Below are 16,842 nucleotides of genomic sequence, written 5' to 3'. Positions count from 1 at the left end.
GATGGTTTATTTTATAGGAGCAGGTCCGGGCGATCCGGAGCTTATAACAGTTAAGGGCCGGAACATTATTGAAAAGGCTGATGTAATCATTTATGCAGGTTCACTTGTAAACAACGAGTTACTCAAATTTGCAAAAGAAAACTCTGAAATTCATGACAGTTCAAAAATGACCCTTGAAGAAGTTATAGAAGTTATGGAAAACACTGTACAATATGGTAAAATAGTAGCAAGAGTGCATACTGGTGATCCATCCATATATGGAGCTATACGTGAACAGATGGATCAACTGAAAAAGAGAAGTATAAAGTATGAGATAATACCTGGTGTGAGCTCATTTGTTGCAGCTGCTGCAGCTCTTGAAAAGGAGTATACCTTACCAGGGGTTACACAGACGGTGATACTTACCAGAATGGAAGGAAGGACAAGTGTTCCCGGTAAAGAGTCCATAGAGATGCTAGCAGCTCATGGTACAACTATGGTTATATTCTTAAGTATAGGAATGATTGATGAACTTGTGGAAAAGCTTAAGACAGGCTATTTGGAAGATACTCCTGTTGCAGTAGTATATAAAGCCTCCTGGCCTGATCAGAGAATATTAAGGGGAACCCTTAAGAATATTTCAGGCCTTGTGAAAGAAGCAGGAATAGATAAAACTGCTCTAGTAACGGTAGGCGATTTTCTTGGTGATGACTATGAGCTGTCAAAGCTTTATGATAAAAGCTTTTCCCATGAATTTAGAGGTGCTGTAAAATGAAGATTGCAATCATGGCAATAACAAAAAACGGTTCGGAGCTTGCAATGAAAACTGCAGAAAGCATTTGTAAAGCCTCAGATACTGAGGTGGTTTTGTACATAAAGGATTCCTTTATGTATAAAAACTCAAATGTAAGCTTTAATGTTAACCCATTAAAGGTTCCTATTTATGAGCTAGTAAAGGATATATTCGAAATTTTTGATGCACTTGTGTTTGTTATGGCCAGTGGAATTGCAGTGAGGACAATAGCACCCCTTATAAAGTCGAAAACCACCGACCCTGCAGTACTTGTCATGGATGAGCAGGGAAGGTTTGTAATAAGCCTCTTGTCCGGTCATATCGGGGGAGGAAACAGTTTGACATCGGAAATTGCCGGGTTAATTGGAGCAGTTCCTGTTATAACAACGGCCACCGATATAAATGGAGTAATTTCATTTGATGTATTTGCAGGAAGTAACAATCTTGTCATTGAAAATATGGATAATCTTAAATATATAAGCTCAGAACTTGTAAACGGTAATAAGGTTGGATTGTTTTCCGAATGCACTTTAAGGGGAAATATCCCTTCGGAGGTTGTATATCTGAAAGATCTGTCCAGTAAAAAGGTGGATAATATTAAGGCCATGGTGGTGCTATCCAATAGAACGGATCTTTTTACAAAGGAATGTAAAGTTTTATATTTAAGGCCTAAAAACCTTGTGATAGGCCTTGGTTGTAAAAGGGGTATTACAAAGGAAAGAGTAATTGAAGCGGTTGAAAATGCACTTGCTACAAAAAGGAAAAGTATTGAATCGGTAAAATGTATTGCAACAATAGACTTAAAGGCTGACGAGAAGGGTTTATTGGAGTATTGCAGCGAGGCGGAAATTGAGCTTAAAATAATACCGAGGGATATGGTTGGAAAAATAGAACAGCAATTTAAAGGCTCGGGGTTTGTTAAGAGCAAGGTTGGAGTTTCATGTGTGGCAGAGCCATGTGCTTACATTGCTGCTTCAAAAGGAAGTTTTATTATGGAGAAAACCTCTTTTAAGGGAATAACTATTGCCATTTTTGAAGAGAAATTGGAGATGAAAATATGAAATTGCTTGTTGTAGGTGTGAATTATAGAAAAACACCGGTTGAAATCAGAGAAAAACTTAGCTTTACAATTGAGGAGCAGAAGAATGCATTGAGTGAGATAGTGAATATGGATGGTATACTAGAATGCACGATTCTTTCAACCTGCAACAGGACAGAGGTTTACATATATCATGAAGACCCTAATTATGACAGCAGTAAGCTGGAAAATAAGCTATGCAAAATAAAAGGCTTGGATATTTATAAACTTAAAAAATACATATATGTATACAGCGGTGTGAAGGTTGCAAGACATCTTTATAAGGTCGCCAGCGGCCTGGATTCCATGATACTTGGAGAGGACCAGATATTGCGTCAGGTTAAGGATGCTTATGACATTTCCATAGGAGTGGGTTCATCCTCGGGCATGCTCAATACACTTTTCCGTGAAGGGATTACAGCAGCAAAAAAGGTTAAAACCTCTACAGAGATTTCCAAAACATCTATATCTGTGGGAACACATGCTGTAAGGCTTGTTGAAAGGGAATTTGGACATGACCTAAAAGAAAAGAGTGCCCTTATTATCGGTGCGGGGAAAATCGGTGTTATTACCCTCAAAAATCTTATCTCAAAAGGTATTGGGAAAATATATGTGACAAACAGAAGCTGCGGTAATGCAGAGTACATTTTGAAGCTATATGGTAATGTTAAGGTTTTGGATTATTCAATGAGGTATTCGGTAATGGATCAATGCGATATAGTCATAAGTTCAACTGCAAGCCCTCATTACACTATAACCAAAGATCTATTGGAGAATGTCCTTACCACATGTAAGAAAAGGGTATTTATTGATCTTGCCGTGCCTAGAGATATAGATTTGGCAATTAGTGAGTTACCGTCAGTATGCTGCTTTAATATTGATCATTTGATGGTAGAGGTTAACAAAAACATGGATTACAAGCTTTCTGAGGTATCCAGAGCTGAAGAAATAATAAACCAGTATGTTGCTGAATTTGAAAACTGGTATTATTTCAGGGAGGCATTACCGGTTGTCAAGGAGGTTCAGAAGTTTGCAAATGAGGTATTGAGTGAAAAAACAGATTATTTGCAAAAAAAACTTAGAACCACAAGCGATGAAGAAATGGAAACGGTTAAGTATGTGATTAAAAGCACTGTAAATGAAATATTGGGAAAACTTCTCTATAGTATCAGGGAGAACAGCAGCAAAGAGGACATGCAGGCTTATTTCAGATGTCTGAAGGAAGTTATGAGGGAGGACTAAGCAGATGCCAAGAATTTATGTAGTGGGGATAGGGCCTGGTAATATGGAGGATATGACCGATAGGGCAGAGAAAGCAATTCAAGATGCAGATGTAATAGTAGGGTATTATACATATATTAAACTTATAAAGGATTATTTTCCCCATAAGGAGTTTATTGAGTCGGGTATGACCAAAGAAGTGGAACGCTGCGAACTGGTCATGAAGTTGGCTGGGGAAGGTAAAAATGTTGCTCTTATAAGTAGCGGTGATAGTGGTATATATGGAATGGCGGGAATAATGCTGGAATTGATGAATAAGTCTAAAAGCCAAATACCTGTTGAAGTTATTCCTGGAATTACTGCGGCAAGCAGTGCCGCTTCAATACTTGGAGCACCCATAATGCATGATTTTGCTGTTATAAGCCTAAGTGACCTTATGACTCCTCTTGAGTTAATTTATAAGAGATTGGAATGTGCAGCCGAAGGTGATTTTGTAATCTGCATTTACAATCCAAAAAGCAAAACCAGATGTGACTATATAATAAAAGCAAGGGATATTATACTGAAGTACAGCAAGGAATCAACGCCTGTAGGTATTGTAAGGAATGCAGGCAGGGAAAATGAGGAATACAATATTACAGATTTAAAGAATATGCTTGATTATAAAATTGATATGTTTACTGTGATTATAATAGGGAATTCAAGTACTTACATAGAAAATGGGAAAATAATTACCCCAAGGGGTTATAAAATAGATTAATGGTGATTTAAGAATAGGATAAGTGGTCAGTATGAAGGTTTTGGTTTTGGCAGGAACAAAAGATGCCGGTGAAATAGCGGTAAAGCTTAAAAGTGAAGATATTGAGGTGATTGCTTCAGTAACAACAGATTATGGAAGGCACCTTCTAAGTCATATAGGCGGCGTATGTATCCATGTAGGAAAGCTTGACAAGGATGGAATGATTAAGTTGGTAAGAGAGAAGGAAGTAATGTGTATTGTTGATGCATCACATCCCTATGCCAGCCAAGCGTCTGAAAATGCCATTAAAGCTTCTGATGAATGCTCTATACCCTATATTAGGTTTGAGAGAATGGAAGTAGGAGTCTGTATGGACGAAGCTATTAGGGTTAAAAGCTTTGAGGAGGCTGCAAAAAGAGCTTCTTCTATATCAGGAAATATATTTCTTACTGTAGGAAGCAATAATATTCATGTGTTTACAAAGAATATTCCTGATTACAAGAGCAGGCTTTATGCCAGGGTGCTTCCTGACAGCAAGGTATTATTAAAATGTGAAGAGGCAGGCCTAATGCCAGACAACATTATTGCGTTAAAAGGTCCTTTTTCAAAGGATATGAATGTTGCAATGTTAAAACATTGCAATGCTTCCATCCTGGTAACAAAAGAAAGTGGAGAAGCAGGAGGGACTTTAGAAAAGCTGGAGGCTGCAATAGAGCTTGGTGTAAAGGTAATTATTGTTGACAGGCCAAATGTAGCATATGGTACGAAAGTAAGCGAAGTTAATGAGGTAGTAGAGTTTTTAAAGAGGTTGCGAGGGGTATAAAGAGATGAGAAAAATAATTAGAGTTGGAACCCGGACAAGTGAATTGGCAATTACTCAAACCAATTGGGTAATTGAAAAACTCAAGGAAAACTATCCTGATCTCGAATTTGAGTTGGTGGGAATAACAACAAAAGGAGATATGATTTTAGATAGAAGCCTTGATAAGATTGGGGGTAAAGGTCTTTTTATTAATGAACTGGAAAATGCACTTTTAAATAATTCCATAGATATGGCTGTTCACAGCATGAAGGATATGCCTGCGAAACTGCCGGATGAACTTGTAATCGGTGCCATACCCAAAAGGGAGGATCCAAGGGATATACTTGTTTCTTTAGAAGGTAAAGCCCTAAAGGACCTTCAAAAAGGCTCTGTTATAGGAACGGGCAGCGTGAGAAGAGAGGTTCAGATACTTGAGCTTAGGCCAGATCTTAATACAAAACCGATAAGGGGTAATGTTCCGACAAGGCTAAATAAGCTTATGGAGCATCAATTTGATGCAATTGTCCTTGCCATGGCAGGCCTAAAGCGGCTAGGCCTTGAAGATAAGGTAACTGAGATATTTAGTCATGAAGAGATGGTTCCCGCTGTAGGACAGGGGGCTTTAGGCATAGAAGTTCGGAAAGGAGATGAACTCCATGAACTTCTTAAAGTCATTAACGATGAAGACAGTGAGATTTGTATAAATGCCGAAAGGGCCTTTTTACAAAGGTTGAATGGAAGCTGCAGTACACCTTTAGGAGCTTATGCTCATATATGTGGTGATTACATAAAAATATACGGGATGCTGGCTGAAGATGATAAGACAGATCCGAGAAAAGCTTTTATTGAAGGCAAAAAGGAGAATTTCGAAGAATTGGGATTAAAGCTTGCAGACATGCTTCAGGCAGGAGGTAAATATGATTGATAAAAAGGGAATTGTTTATATTTTAGGTGCAGGACCGGGAGACTACGGTCTTTTAACCTTAAAAGCTGCTGATTGTATTAGGAAAGCTGATGTTATAGTATATGACAGACTTATAAATGCCTCTATCTTTAGCCTTGCAAAAAAAGATGCAGAATACATAAATGTTGGAAAAATGCCTGATCATCACGCGGTGCCTCAGGAGACGATAAATCAAATACTTTTAGATAAGGCATTGGAGGGCAGGGTTGTAGCAAGAGTCAAAGGCGGTGATCCCTTTATATTCGGAAGAGGTGGGGAGGAAGCCGAGGTCCTTCAAAAAAACGGTATAGAATTTGAGATAGTGCCTGGAATAACTTCAGCTGTTGCAGCAGCAGCTTATGCCGGAATACCTGTGACCCATAGGGAATATTGCTCTTCCTTGCATATTATAACCGGGCATGAGAAGCCGGGAAGGGATGAAAGCTTTATTGATTATGAAGTAATATCAAAGCTTGAGGGGACATTGGTATTTCTTATGGGAATGAAAAATCTTGATGAGATCAGTACTAACCTTATAAAGCATGGCAAAAAAAGCACTACACCTGCTGCGGTAATTGAGAGAGGTACAACAATTAGCCAGAGGGTAGTAGTTGGAACTCTTGAAGATATTTCAAAAAAGGTAATTGATGAAGGTATTAAATCTCCTGCCGTTACTGTAATAGGAAATGTAGTTGCCTTAAGTGAAAGATTGAACTGGTTTCCAAAGGGCAAATTGAAAGGGAAAAGGATTGTGGTAACCAGGGCTAGGGAACAGGCCAGCAGCCTTGTGGAGGAAATTAGAAAACTTGGAGGAGATGTAATAGAATTTCCTACAATTAGAATAGAAGAGCCTTTGGATTACCAACACTTTGACAGGGTTCTTAGAGATTTGAACACTTATAAATGGGTTGTATTTACAAGTGTTAACGGAGTTAAGGGATTTTTCAAAAGAATGAGGACTTTAAAAATTGATATAAGGAGTCTTGCAGGAATACATATAGCTGCAGTTGGTGAAGCTACAGCAATGGAGCTTTCAGAGGTGGGACTTAATGTAGATTATATGCCGGATGATTATACTACAAAAGAACTGCTAAAGGGTCTTGTGGAGCTTATGGGCAAAGGCGAGAAAGTACTATTGGCTAGGGCAGACATTGCAAGCAAGGAACTTTCAGAAGGACTAAAAAGTAATGACATAGATTTTGAGGAACTTACGGTGTATAGGACGGTTATGGAAGCATCCATGAAGAGTACTGTAGAGGATTACCTAAAACAAAATAAAGTTGATTTCATAACATTTGCAAGCTCATCAACAGTGAAGAATTTTATTGAAATACTAGGTAAGGAAAACATGGAACTTTTATCAAAAACCAAAATTGTATGTATAGGACCGGTAACATCCCAGACTGCAAAGGAATCAGGTCTTTTTGTATCGGCAGTTGCTGACAAATATACTATTGATGGTTTGGTAGATAAACTTGTGGAGCTATCGGAGGAATGAATATGGATTTGATTAAAAGGCCAAGGCGGCTGCGTATTAATGAAAATATGAGAAGACTTGTTCGGGAAACCTCTGTTTCTGTTAATGATTTTATTTATCCGTTGTTTGTGGTGGAGGGCAAGGGCATTAAGCGGGAAATTACTTCCATGCCGGGTGTTTATCATTTCTCATTAGACCTACTCCTAAAGGAACTAGAAGAGATAAGGGATTTAAGGATTCCAGGGGTTCTTTTGTTTGGAGTGCCTGAAACTAAAGATGAGAAAGGCTCTGGAGCATACAATCCTGATGGCATAATTCAAAAGGCTTTAAGAGAAATGAAAAAGGAATTTCCTGATATCCTTGCTGGAGCGGATGTGTGTTTGTGCGAGTACACAAGCCATGGTCACTGCGGACTGATTTGCGATGGAGATGTCTTAAACGACAGTTCGGTAGAACTTATTGCGAAAGCTGCATTAAGCTATGCAGAGGCTGGTGCAGATATTATTGCTCCTTCGGATATGATGGACGGAAGGATAGGTGCTGTGAGAAAAATCCTTGATGAAAACGGTTTTACCAATAAAACCATCATGTCATATAGTGCAAAATATGCGTCATCATTTTACGGTCCATTCAGAGAGGCTGCACTCTCTAAACCTTCTTTTGGAGACAGAAAAAGCTATCAGATGGATTATGCAAATACCACAGAGGCCCTTAGAGAGGTGGAAAACGATATTTCGGAAGGAGCTGACATAATCATGGTAAAGCCTGCACTTTCATACCTTGATGTTATAAGCAGGGTGAGTACAAGGTTTGATATACCTGTCGCAGCATACAATGTGAGCGGCGAATATTCAATGATTAAAGCGGCTTCGGAAAAGGGCTGGATTGATGAAAAAGGTGCTGTATTTGAAGTTCTGACCTCTATAAAAAGGGCAGGAGCAAAAATTATAATAACCTATTTTGCTAAACAGGCTGCAGCTTGGTTAAATAGCCAACATTGAGGAAGAAGGACCAGCTTTTGCAAAACCGGCAGTGAATAAGAAAGACCAACTCGGTCATAAGGAGGAATAGAAATGAACATGGAAAAATCCCGGTTGCTTTTTGAAAAATCAAAAAACTTTATACCAGGAGGAGTAAATAGTCCGGTAAGAGCATATAAATCCGTTGGTATGACGCCTCCATTTATAAAAAGTGCCAAAGGCTCAAGGATAATTGATATGGATGAAAATGAATATATAGACTATGTGGGTTCATGGGGACCGATGATTCTTGGGCATGCACATCCTGAGGTTGTTGAAGAGATAAAAAAGGCCTGTGAGGATGGAACAAGTTATGGTGCTCCTACCCATAAGGAATTGATCCTTGCAGAGATGATAATAAATGCGGTACCCTCTGTAGAGATGGTGCGGATGGTAAGTTCAGGTACTGAGGCGGTTATGAGTTCAGTAAGGGTCGCAAGGGGCTTTACAGGCAGGGACAAAATACTTAAGTTTGAGGGGTGCTACCACGGCCATTCAGACGGACTATTAGCAAAGGCAGGCTCTGGGGCACTTACTACAGGGGTTCCTGATAGTGCAGGGGTTCCTAGCGACTATGTAAAAAATACAATAATTGCTGAGTACAATAACTTCGATGAATTGGAAAATGTATTTAAAAGTCATGCCAATGAGCTTGCAGCGGTTATTGTAGAACCGGTTGCTGGTAATATGGGAGTTGTGCTGCCGGAAAAGGGGTTTCTTGAATTAATTAGAGAACTAACTTTAAAACATGGTGTAGTTTTGATTTTTGACGAAGTTATAACAGGCTTTAGAGTTTCATATGGAGGAGCCCAGGGGCATTTTGGAATTGCCCCTGATATGACGGTTTTTGGCAAGATAGTAGGCGGCGGTATGCCTGTAGGAGCCTATGGAGGAAGAAAAGATATAATAAGCATGGTTTCTCCTGTTGGACCGGTTTATCAGGCAGGTACACTATCGGGCAATCCTGTTGCCATGGCAGCGGGGATAAAGACCCTTGAAATTTTAAGGGACAACCAATGTATTTATAAAAAGATTGAAGAGAATGCAAAGGAGCTTGAAAAATCATTTTTGGATGCTTCAAGAAAGTTTGGCATTCCTCTTAAGGTTAATAGAATGGGTTCACTTTTAAGTGCGTTTTTTACTGTAGAAAATGTGGTTGATTTAAGAACTGCTATGACATGTGATGTGGGTAGGTTTCGAAGTTACTTTCAAAATATGCTTCAGTCTGGTATTTATATTGCCCCTTCACAATTTGAAGCTATTTTTGTTTCAAATGCACATGAAAAAGAGGATATTACAAAAACAATAAATGCAGTGAATTATGCGTTTTCAAGATTGCAGCAGTGATTGCGGGGTGGCAACAAATTTAATTATAAAGAAGGGGAAAATTTATGAACGGCATATTGATTTTAGCCCACGGAAGTAAAAAAAAGGAGACTGAAGATATACTCAATTCATTGGTGGACAAGGTTAAATATAAAACTGGCGAGGAACTGGTTGTACCTTCCTATTTGCAGTTTTCGGAAGAAAACATGGAAAAAGGTGTTGAGCTCCTTGTCAGTAGAGGGGCAAAGAACATTCGTATAGTACCAATGTTTTTGTTTGACGGTGTCCATGTTAGAGAGGACATACCAAATGAATTAAATGAGATAAAAGAAAGGTTTCCGGGAATTGAAATAAAAATGGGCAGACACATAGGTGATGATGACAAACTCGTTGATATAATTATCGACAGGATCAGCGAAATCTGCTAATGAGCTAAAACATAGGTGATAAAATGAGAACAAGACTTATACTTACAAGGCATGCACAAGCGGAAGGAAATGTTAGAGGAGAGTTTCACGGGTGGACTGATGGAAATATTACACAAAAGGGCCATCTGCAATCGAAATGTGTAGCCCAGAGGCTTAAGGATTTTGGCATTGAAGTGATTTACTCAAGCCCCTTAAGTAGAGCCATACAGACAGCACGGTACATATCCGAAGAGATAAATGTTCCCATAACAATAAGTGAAGGAATTAAGGAGATAAATGGCGGCGACTGGGATGGTATAACATGGGATGAGCTTAAGAAAAGGTGGCCGGAAGATTTTGAGGTATGGTCAAACAAACCCCATCTGCACTGTATGCCAAATGGTGAGTCCATGATGGAATTTTTCAGCCGCATTGTGAATGAGATAGAATTTATAATAAAGAAAAACAATGGAAAAAATATTTGCATTGTCACACATGGTATTGCCATACGGGCACTTATGAATTATTTCCGAAGTGTGGGACTTGAGGTTGAACCTGAAATTAAATGGATTGGTAATGCTTCAATTTCAGTTATAGATTATGAAGACAATAAATTCAGTATAGTTATGGAAAGTGATTACAGCCACCTTGGTGAGGATCTGTTGTGGTGACGATACAAATAAAAATAACCAACTATTAAGAGGGTGATTCTAATGGAAAAGGGCTTGGTACATATATATACAGGTAATGGAAAAGGAAAGACAACTTCTGCCATAGGACTTGGCATAAGGGCTTACGGAAGGGGATTTAAGATATACATGGTTCAATTTTTAAAATCCGCCGACACAGGGGAATTGAATGTTTTAAAAAACCTTGAGCCGGGATTTACCGTTAAAAGGTTTGAAATGGTTAATAAATTTACATGGAATATGAACGATGAAGAAAAAAGGGAAACCGCCAAAGGCATAAACAAGCTGTTTGACACAGCAGTCAAAGACTCTGAAAGCGGGTCCTGGGATATGCTTATTTTTGACGAAGTATTAGGTGCAATAAAGGGAGGATTTATTTCTCTTGAAAAAGTAGTTGAATTTGTGAAAAACAAGCCTCATGGATTGGAACTTGTTGTGACCGGAAGAGCTGCACCTTATGAATTGATTGACCTTGCTGATTATGTGTCTGAAATAAATCCTATAAAACACCCTATTGACAAAGGGATTGGTGCAAGAATAGGAATTGAAAGCTAAGGATGTGGTGTGATGAAAATCCCAAGGCTAGTTATTGCTGGAACAAACAGTGGGTGTGGAAAGACAACAGTGTCAACAGGTCTTATGGCAGCTATGTTAAAAAGAGGACTTGTTGTACAGCCCTATAAAGTAGGGCCTGACTATATTGACCCCATGTTTCATACCTTTATAACAGGAAGGAACTCAAGGAATCTTGACAGCTGGCTTTTAGACAGCAGTACGGTTTCATATCTTTTAAGGAGAAGTTTTACCGGAGCAGACATAGCAATAGTTGAAGGGGTTATGGGGCTGTATGACGGTTTTGGCGGAAATTCCATTGAAGGCAGTACAGCACATGTATCAAAAATCATAAAAGCACCGGTTGTTTTAGTGGTAAACGGTGAAGGAATGTCACTAAGTATAGCTGCACTGGTAAAAGGCTTTGTTGAATTTAACAGGGAAACGGCTATAAAAGGGGTAATAATCAACAACATCACAAGTAAAGCTCATTACATTATGCTAAAGGATATTATCGAAGAGTGGACAGGGATTAAAGCTATAGGCTATCTAAAGAGAAATGAAGAATGGGGCCTTCAAAGCAGACACTTGGGACTTGTTCCAAGTGATGAATTAGAGGGATTAAAAACCAAACTTGACAGCTTGGCTGATGAGATTATGACTACAATAGACCTTGATGCTCTTATAAATATTGCAAATGACACTGAAGAAATATGCATGGGCCAGCTTAAACCACCAATAAATATAATAACTCCGGGGCATCTGAAAGAAAGGGGCAAGGTAAGAATTGCAGTTGCCATGGACAAGGCATTTAATTTTTACTATAAAGATAACCTGGATCTTCTTGAAATGCTGGGGGCAGAGCTTGTATATTTTAGCCCTCTGAAGGATAAACAGCTTCCTCATAATATTGATGGATTATACTTGGGAGGGGGCTATCCTGAAGTGTGGGCCCATGAGCTTGAGAAAAACTCTTCATTGATGGATGAAATAAAGACCACAATAGAAGGCGGCATTCCGGCTTATGCAGAATGTGGAGGCCTTATGTATCTAACTGATACTATTACAGACAATGATGGAAACTGTTATAAAATGGCTGGTGTTGTTGATGCGGAGAGTAAAATGACCCAAAAATTGCAAAGATTCGGGTATGTCGAGGTTGAAATAAAAGAGGGCTCGGTACTTTCAGAAAAGGGCTGCAGGGTGAGGGCACATGAATTTCATTATTCACAAATTGTATATAATGACGATTTTCCAGACGGGTACAAGGTCTATAAACCAAAAACCCAAAAGGTTTGGAATTGCGGATACAGGAAGAAGAACCTTATAGCAGGATATCCACATATTCATTTCTGGTCCGATACAGGCATTGCAGCGGAGTTTATAAAAAGATGTATGGAATACAAAGTTCTAAGGAAAGGGGAGAAAAAAGGATGAAGGGTAAAAGCTTAATGATTCAGGGAACAGGATCATCTGTAGGTAAAAGCATAATAACTGCCGGATTACTGAGAATATTTAAGCAGGATGGCCATGATGTTGCACCGTTTAAATCTCAGAACATGGCACTTAACTCATTCATAACAAAGGAAGGCAAGGAAATGGGCAGGGCACAGGTAGTTCAGGCTGAAGCAGCCGGAAAAGAACCATCTGTCACAATGAACCCAATTTTATTAAAGCCTACCACAGACAGAAAGGCACAGGTTATTTTAAACGGGCAAGTATATAAGAATATGTCAGCAGCAGAGTATCATGAGTTTAAACCTCAGCTGGCCGAGATGGTAAAAGAAACCTTTATGGGACTCTCCTCTAAAAACGATATTGTAGTTATTGAAGGTGCCGGAAGTCCGGCAGAAATAAACTTAAGAGAAAATGACATAGTTAACATGGGAATGGCCCAAATCGCCCGTTCGCCGGTTATACTTGTGGGTGATATTGATAAGGGCGGTGTTTTTGCTTCTTTAGCAGGTACCATGCTGCTTTTGACAGAGGAAGAAAAGGCAAGGGTTAAAGGTGTTATTATAAATAAGTTCAGGGGTGATCTGGAAATATTAAAGCCGGGACTTGATATGCTCTACGATATAATAAAGGTCCCTGTGTTGGGAGTTGTTCCTTATACAAAGCTTAATATTGAAGATGAAGACAGCCTTGCAGAAAGGTTTCAAAAGGAAAAAGGTGCAAATATAAGCGAAATTGATATAGTTATTATAAAGGTTCCTCATATGTCCAATTTTACTGACTTTAACCCATTGGAAAATCTCCAGGGAGTAAAAGTTAGATATGTTGATACTTCTCATGAAATTGGACAACCTGATCTTATTGTTCTTCCAGGTACTAAAAATACAATAGAAGACATGCTTTATCTTAAAAAATCAGGAATGGAGGAAGTGATTAAAAACCTCTACAAAAAAGGTGTTGTGATATTTGGTGTATGCGGAGGCTATCAGATGTTAGGCCAAAATATTGAAGATCCATACAAGACAGAATCAGAGCTTCTTGGTATTTGTGGAATGTCACTTTTGAATTCAAGTACAGTTTTTGGGCAAAAGAAGATAACAACCCAGGTCGAGGGAGTTGTTTCGAGTAATACCGAGCTGCTTCACGACCTTGACAATACTAAAATAATCGGCTATGAAATACATATGGGTACTACTGAATACAAAGAAGGATGTATACCTTTTATAGAGTTAAATAAAGCCGCCGGAAGTGCTGCAAAGTTCGTAGGAGGGGTAATGAACAGAGAAGGCAGCGTATTTGGTACATATATACATGGTATTTTTGACAACATGGAGTTTACGATAGGTTTTGTAAACAATATAAGAAAAAGGAAGGGTTTAACCAAGCTTCATTATGACAAAAGTATGGAGTTTAATCAGTATAAGGAAATGCAGTATGATAAGCTTGCTGAAATTTTAAGATCCAGCCTTGACATAGAAAAAATATATGAAATTATAAATTTAGGTACATGCAACAAATAAAGGGGAGATAGGAATGGCAATTTGGCTGCTTTTGGACATTGTTGCAGCATTTGTTTTGGATTTGTTTTTTGGAGATCCTCATTGGCTGCCCCATCCGGTAAGATTTATCGGATTGCTAATAAATAAAACCGAGAAGGGCTTAAGAAACTATATAAATAGAGGAACTGAAGGGGATTCATTCGCCAGTGTGACCTGTACTGAAGATGAACTAAGGAAATCAAAGAGGCTTGCAGGAATATTTCTTACAATCATTGTAGTAGGAACGACTTTTTTTACAGTGCTTATAATTCTTAAACTGGCAATGCTTATTAGTCCAATCCTGTTCCATATCGTTAATATATATATCATTTACTCATCTATTGCAACAAAGTGTCTTGCTGTTGAGGCAAAAAAAGTGTACCGTGAACTGATAAATAATGATATTGAGAGAGCAAGAAAAAGCCTAGCAATGCTTGTAGGCCGTGATACACAAAGCTTAAGCCGTAAGGAAACTGTTCGAGGAGTGGTTGAAACAACTGCTGAAAATACTGTTGATGGAGTTATTTCTCCGTTGTTCTATGCTGTACTTGGTTCTTTATTCGGACTTGGAGCTCCATTAGCGTATGCATTTAAAGCTATAAGCACTCTTGATTCTATGGTAGGTTATATGAATGAAAAATATATTGACATGGGAAGGTTTTCTGCCAAGGCTGATGATGCTGCAAATTATATTCCTGCAAGGATCTCTGGACTTTTATTACCACTTTCTGCTGCTATTTGCGGAATGAATGGGGCACAAAGTTTTAAGATAATGCTTCGAGACAGAAGGAATCACAAAAGTCCAAACTGTGCTTACCCTGAGGCGGCTGTTGCAGGTGCACTGGGTGTAATGATGGGAGGAAACAATGTTTATTTCGGTAAAGTTGTAGAAAAGCCTACCATTGGAGATGCATACCGGGATTTTGAGGCTCTTGATATAAAAAGGACAATAAGGCTTATGTATTGTTCGGCCATTCTGGCATTAAAGCTTTTTGCTTTAATTTATACAGTTGTGCATTGCTATTTAATCTAAAGTAAAGGATGAAGGATTGATTAAATGGAAGAGGGAATTATAAATGAAACTGTCCAAAAACACGGGGGTAATATTTACAGGGCTTCACAAAGGTATGGTATTAGGAAAGAAGACTTTCTGGACTATAGTGCAAACATAAACCCTTTAGGGATTCCTGAGGAGCTTAGAGAACTTATTATATCAAACATGGATTTGCTCTCAAGTTATCCTGATCCTGAGTGTAATGACTTGAGGAAAGATATATCATTATACTTAGATGTTCCTCGTGATAGAATAATAATTGGTAATGGTGCAGCAGAGGTAATTTTTCTCCTTTTTGACGAGTTAAAGCCCAAGAAGGTATTGATACCTTCACCTACCTTTTGCGAATATGAGAGAGCTGCCTCAAAATCAGGTTCGGAAGTAGTTTTTTACAGGATTAAGGAATCTAAAGGTTTCAAGCTGGATGTGCATGAGTTGATAAGTTCTATGAATGATAACGATGCTGATTCATTAATACTTTGCAATCCCAACAATCCAACATCTGTTCTTACATCTCCTGATGATTTGCTGAATCTATTAAAGGCAGCCTATAGAAAGGGTATTAAGGTGATAATTGATGAAACATTTGTAGAACTTACCATAGGTGGAAATCTTAATTCAATGACAGCATACCTGAGGGAATTTGATAACCTTTTTATTATAAGAGCTTTTACCAAGCTTTTTGCAATACCTGGATTAAGACTTGGTTATGGCTTGGGGAACAAGGCACTTATATCTAATTTATGGAAAAGAAAAGTTACCTGGTCTGTCAATTGCTTTGCAGGTATTTCCGGTTTGATTCTTAGAAATAAGCATGGATATCTTGATAGAACGACTTCATGGCTTTCAAAGGAAATAGATCATTTCTATAATGACTTATGCAATTTGAAAAAAGTTCATGTGTTTAAGCCAAATACCAATTTTATTTTGTTGAAGATAAAGGATAAAAAGACTAATTCGTATAAACTAAGAGAATCAATGGCTTTTAAAGGAGTACTTATTAGGGATGCATCCAATTTTAGATTTTTAGATGACAGTTTTATAAGGGTTGCAATCAAGGACAGAGACAGTAATGAAAAATTTATAGAGATCCTAAATGAAGTAATATAGAAGGCTTAAAAATCACTTTGTGATTTTGTTCAGAGGAGTGAGGTTATGGGAAAGCTGATACTGGTTACAGGCGGAGCGAGAAGCGGTAAAAGTGCATTTGCAGAGGAAAAAGTAAAGGGCTATGGTCATAATATATTGTACATAGCTACAGCAGTTCCTTTTGATGATGAGATGAAGCTTAGAATTAAAAAACATAGAGAGCAAAGGCCTGATATATGGGAAACCTTAGAGGCATATAAGGACCTTGATTTGATGCTACCTGATATTGTAAAAGGTAAATCGGCTGTGCTTTTAGACTGTATAACAGTTATGATAACAAATCTGATGTTTGAAAAATATCGGAACTGGGATGATATTGATGCCAGTAAAATGATAGGGATAGAAAACTATATAATGACTGAAGTTGAAAAGCTTATTAGTGTTATAAACAAATTAAACGTACCGTTTGTCTTGGTAACAAATGAATTGGGAGTAGGTCTGGTGCCGGAAGGAGCTTCAGTTAGAATGTTCAGGGATATTGCCGGCAGAGTGAATCAAAGATTTGCAAAAGCATCACAGGAAGTTTTTTTATGTGTTTGCGGAATTCCTATGAAAATCAAGTAATGTTTTTCTATTCATAGAAAAGACAAGTAATAAGTTGAGAAATGGTGAATAAAGTAA

17 protein-coding genes are annotated in these 16,842 nt (G+C 38.3%); all 17 read left to right on the top strand.

Features of this window, described 5'->3' with window-relative positions; translation table 11 throughout:
- The first annotated feature begins 1 nt into the window (after window position 1).
- The 17 genes from cobM (at window position 2) to cobU (ending at window position 16,785) form a co-directional block, all read left to right on the top strand.
- A complete protein-coding gene (cobM, locus tag Bccel_RS15740) occupies window positions 2–754 on the top strand; it encodes a precorrin-4 C(11)-methyltransferase (RefSeq protein WP_036939065.1) in 753 nt (250 codons plus the stop codon).
- Window positions 751–1,833, top strand: coding sequence for a cobalt-precorrin 5A hydrolase (gene cbiG / locus Bccel_RS15735; protein ID WP_036939063.1), 1,083 nt, complete (start codon window positions 751–753; stop codon window positions 1,831–1,833). Before cobM ends, cbiG begins: the two co-directional genes overlap by 4 nt.
- Window positions 1,830–3,092 (top strand): glutamyl-tRNA reductase, encoded by a 1,263-nt coding sequence (gene hemA / locus Bccel_RS15730; protein ID WP_036939061.1) that lies wholly within the window; start codon window positions 1,830–1,832, stop codon window positions 3,090–3,092. The genes cbiG and hemA overlap by 4 nt, the downstream gene beginning before the upstream one ends.
- Window positions 3,093–3,096: 4 nt before the next feature.
- Entirely contained in the window at window positions 3,097–3,831 is a 735-nt protein-coding gene (gene cobJ, locus Bccel_RS15725; protein WP_036939059.1) for a precorrin-3B C(17)-methyltransferase, read from the top strand.
- A gap of 31 nt (window positions 3,832–3,862) precedes the next feature.
- Window positions 3,863–4,633, top strand: coding sequence for a precorrin-6A reductase (cobK, locus tag Bccel_RS15720; protein WP_036939057.1), 771 nt, complete (start codon window positions 3,863–3,865; stop codon window positions 4,631–4,633).
- Window positions 4,634–4,637: 4 nt separating this feature from the next.
- Window positions 4,638–5,537, top strand: a complete 900-nt coding sequence (gene hemC / locus Bccel_RS15715) for a hydroxymethylbilane synthase (RefSeq protein WP_036939054.1) — start codon at window positions 4,638–4,640, stop codon at window positions 5,535–5,537.
- The gene (gene cobA / locus Bccel_RS15710) at window positions 5,530–7,053 is read left to right on the top strand and encodes a uroporphyrinogen-III C-methyltransferase (RefSeq protein ID WP_036939052.1); all 1,524 of its coding nucleotides are present in this window, start codon (window positions 5,530–5,532) and stop codon (window positions 7,051–7,053) included. Before hemC ends, cobA begins: the two co-directional genes overlap by 8 nt.
- Window positions 7,054–7,055: 2 nt before the next feature.
- The gene (hemB, locus tag Bccel_RS15705) at window positions 7,056–8,033 is read left to right on the top strand and encodes a porphobilinogen synthase (protein ID WP_036939050.1); all 978 of its coding nucleotides are present in this window, start codon (window positions 7,056–7,058) and stop codon (window positions 8,031–8,033) included.
- Between the two features lie 72 nt (window positions 8,034–8,105).
- Window positions 8,106–9,398: a glutamate-1-semialdehyde 2,1-aminomutase gene (gene hemL / locus Bccel_RS15700; protein WP_036939048.1), complete on the top strand. Its 1,293-nt coding sequence runs from the start codon at window positions 8,106–8,108 to the stop codon at window positions 9,396–9,398.
- Between the two features lie 44 nt (window positions 9,399–9,442).
- Window positions 9,443–9,805 (top strand): sirohydrochlorin chelatase, encoded by a 363-nt coding sequence (locus tag Bccel_RS15695; RefSeq protein ID WP_036939047.1) that lies wholly within the window; start codon window positions 9,443–9,445, stop codon window positions 9,803–9,805.
- Window positions 9,806–9,828: 23 nt separating this feature from the next.
- Window positions 9,829–10,455 (top strand): histidine phosphatase family protein, encoded by a 627-nt coding sequence (locus tag Bccel_RS15690; protein ID WP_050753530.1) that lies wholly within the window; start codon window positions 9,829–9,831, stop codon window positions 10,453–10,455.
- A gap of 42 nt (window positions 10,456–10,497) precedes the next feature.
- Window positions 10,498–11,028 (top strand): cob(I)yrinic acid a,c-diamide adenosyltransferase, encoded by a 531-nt coding sequence (locus Bccel_RS15685; protein ID WP_036939045.1) that lies wholly within the window; start codon window positions 10,498–10,500, stop codon window positions 11,026–11,028.
- 12 nt (window positions 11,029–11,040) lie between these two features.
- On the top strand, window positions 11,041–12,462 hold the full coding sequence (locus Bccel_RS15680; protein WP_036939043.1) for a cobyrinic acid a,c-diamide synthase CobB: 1,422 nt from the start codon (window positions 11,041–11,043) through the stop codon (window positions 12,460–12,462).
- Window positions 12,459–14,000 (top strand): cobyric acid synthase, encoded by a 1,542-nt coding sequence (locus Bccel_RS15675; protein WP_036939201.1) that lies wholly within the window; start codon window positions 12,459–12,461, stop codon window positions 13,998–14,000. Before Bccel_RS15680 ends, Bccel_RS15675 begins: the two co-directional genes overlap by 4 nt.
- 13 nt (window positions 14,001–14,013) lie before the next feature.
- Window positions 14,014–15,051, top strand: a complete 1,038-nt coding sequence (gene cbiB, locus Bccel_RS15670; protein ID WP_036939041.1) for an adenosylcobinamide-phosphate synthase CbiB — start codon at window positions 14,014–14,016, stop codon at window positions 15,049–15,051.
- 24 nt (window positions 15,052–15,075) lie between these two features.
- The gene (locus tag Bccel_RS15665) at window positions 15,076–16,182 is read left to right on the top strand and encodes a pyridoxal phosphate-dependent aminotransferase (RefSeq protein ID WP_050753529.1); all 1,107 of its coding nucleotides are present in this window, start codon (window positions 15,076–15,078) and stop codon (window positions 16,180–16,182) included.
- 45 nt (window positions 16,183–16,227) lie between these two features.
- Window positions 16,228–16,785: a bifunctional adenosylcobinamide kinase/adenosylcobinamide-phosphate guanylyltransferase gene (gene cobU / locus Bccel_RS15660; RefSeq protein WP_036939039.1), complete on the top strand. Its 558-nt coding sequence runs from the start codon at window positions 16,228–16,230 to the stop codon at window positions 16,783–16,785.
- Window positions 16,786–16,842: the final 57 nt, after the last annotated feature.

The organism is Pseudobacteroides cellulosolvens ATCC 35603 = DSM 2933 (genome assembly GCF_001262605.1).
In the GTDB taxonomy this organism is placed as follows: domain Bacteria; phylum Bacillota; class Clostridia; order Acetivibrionales; family DSM-2933; genus Pseudobacteroides; species Pseudobacteroides cellulosolvens.
Note: the sequence above shows the minus strand (reverse complement) of the source record. Positions and strands in the feature narration are given on the sequence as shown.

Coding starts and splice junctions, on each gene's coding strand:
- cobM (WP_036939065.1), top strand. CDS start 2: ATGGTTTATTTTATAGGAGCAGGTCCGGGCGATCCGGAGCTTATAACA.
- cbiG (WP_036939063.1), top strand. CDS start 751: ATGAAGATTGCAATCATGGCAATAACAAAAAACGGTTCGGAGCTTGCA.
- hemA (WP_036939061.1), top strand. CDS start 1,830: ATGAAATTGCTTGTTGTAGGTGTGAATTATAGAAAAACACCGGTTGAA.
- cobJ (WP_036939059.1), top strand. CDS start 3,097: ATGCCAAGAATTTATGTAGTGGGGATAGGGCCTGGTAATATGGAGGAT.
- cobK (WP_036939057.1), top strand. CDS start 3,863: ATGAAGGTTTTGGTTTTGGCAGGAACAAAAGATGCCGGTGAAATAGCG.
- hemC (WP_036939054.1), top strand. CDS start 4,638: ATGAGAAAAATAATTAGAGTTGGAACCCGGACAAGTGAATTGGCAATT.
- cobA (WP_036939052.1), top strand. CDS start 5,530: ATGATTGATAAAAAGGGAATTGTTTATATTTTAGGTGCAGGACCGGGA.
- hemB (WP_036939050.1), top strand. CDS start 7,056: ATGGATTTGATTAAAAGGCCAAGGCGGCTGCGTATTAATGAAAATATG.
- hemL (WP_036939048.1), top strand. CDS start 8,106: ATGAACATGGAAAAATCCCGGTTGCTTTTTGAAAAATCAAAAAACTTT.
- Bccel_RS15695 (WP_036939047.1), top strand. CDS start 9,443: ATGAACGGCATATTGATTTTAGCCCACGGAAGTAAAAAAAAGGAGACT.
- Bccel_RS15690 (WP_050753530.1), top strand. CDS start 9,829: ATGAGAACAAGACTTATACTTACAAGGCATGCACAAGCGGAAGGAAAT.
- Bccel_RS15685 (WP_036939045.1), top strand. CDS start 10,498: ATGGAAAAGGGCTTGGTACATATATATACAGGTAATGGAAAAGGAAAG.
- Bccel_RS15680 (WP_036939043.1), top strand. CDS start 11,041: ATGAAAATCCCAAGGCTAGTTATTGCTGGAACAAACAGTGGGTGTGGA.
- Bccel_RS15675 (WP_036939201.1), top strand. CDS start 12,459: ATGAAGGGTAAAAGCTTAATGATTCAGGGAACAGGATCATCTGTAGGT.
- cbiB (WP_036939041.1), top strand. CDS start 14,014: ATGGCAATTTGGCTGCTTTTGGACATTGTTGCAGCATTTGTTTTGGAT.
- Bccel_RS15665 (WP_050753529.1), top strand. CDS start 15,076: ATGGAAGAGGGAATTATAAATGAAACTGTCCAAAAACACGGGGGTAAT.
- cobU (WP_036939039.1), top strand. CDS start 16,228: ATGGGAAAGCTGATACTGGTTACAGGCGGAGCGAGAAGCGGTAAAAGT.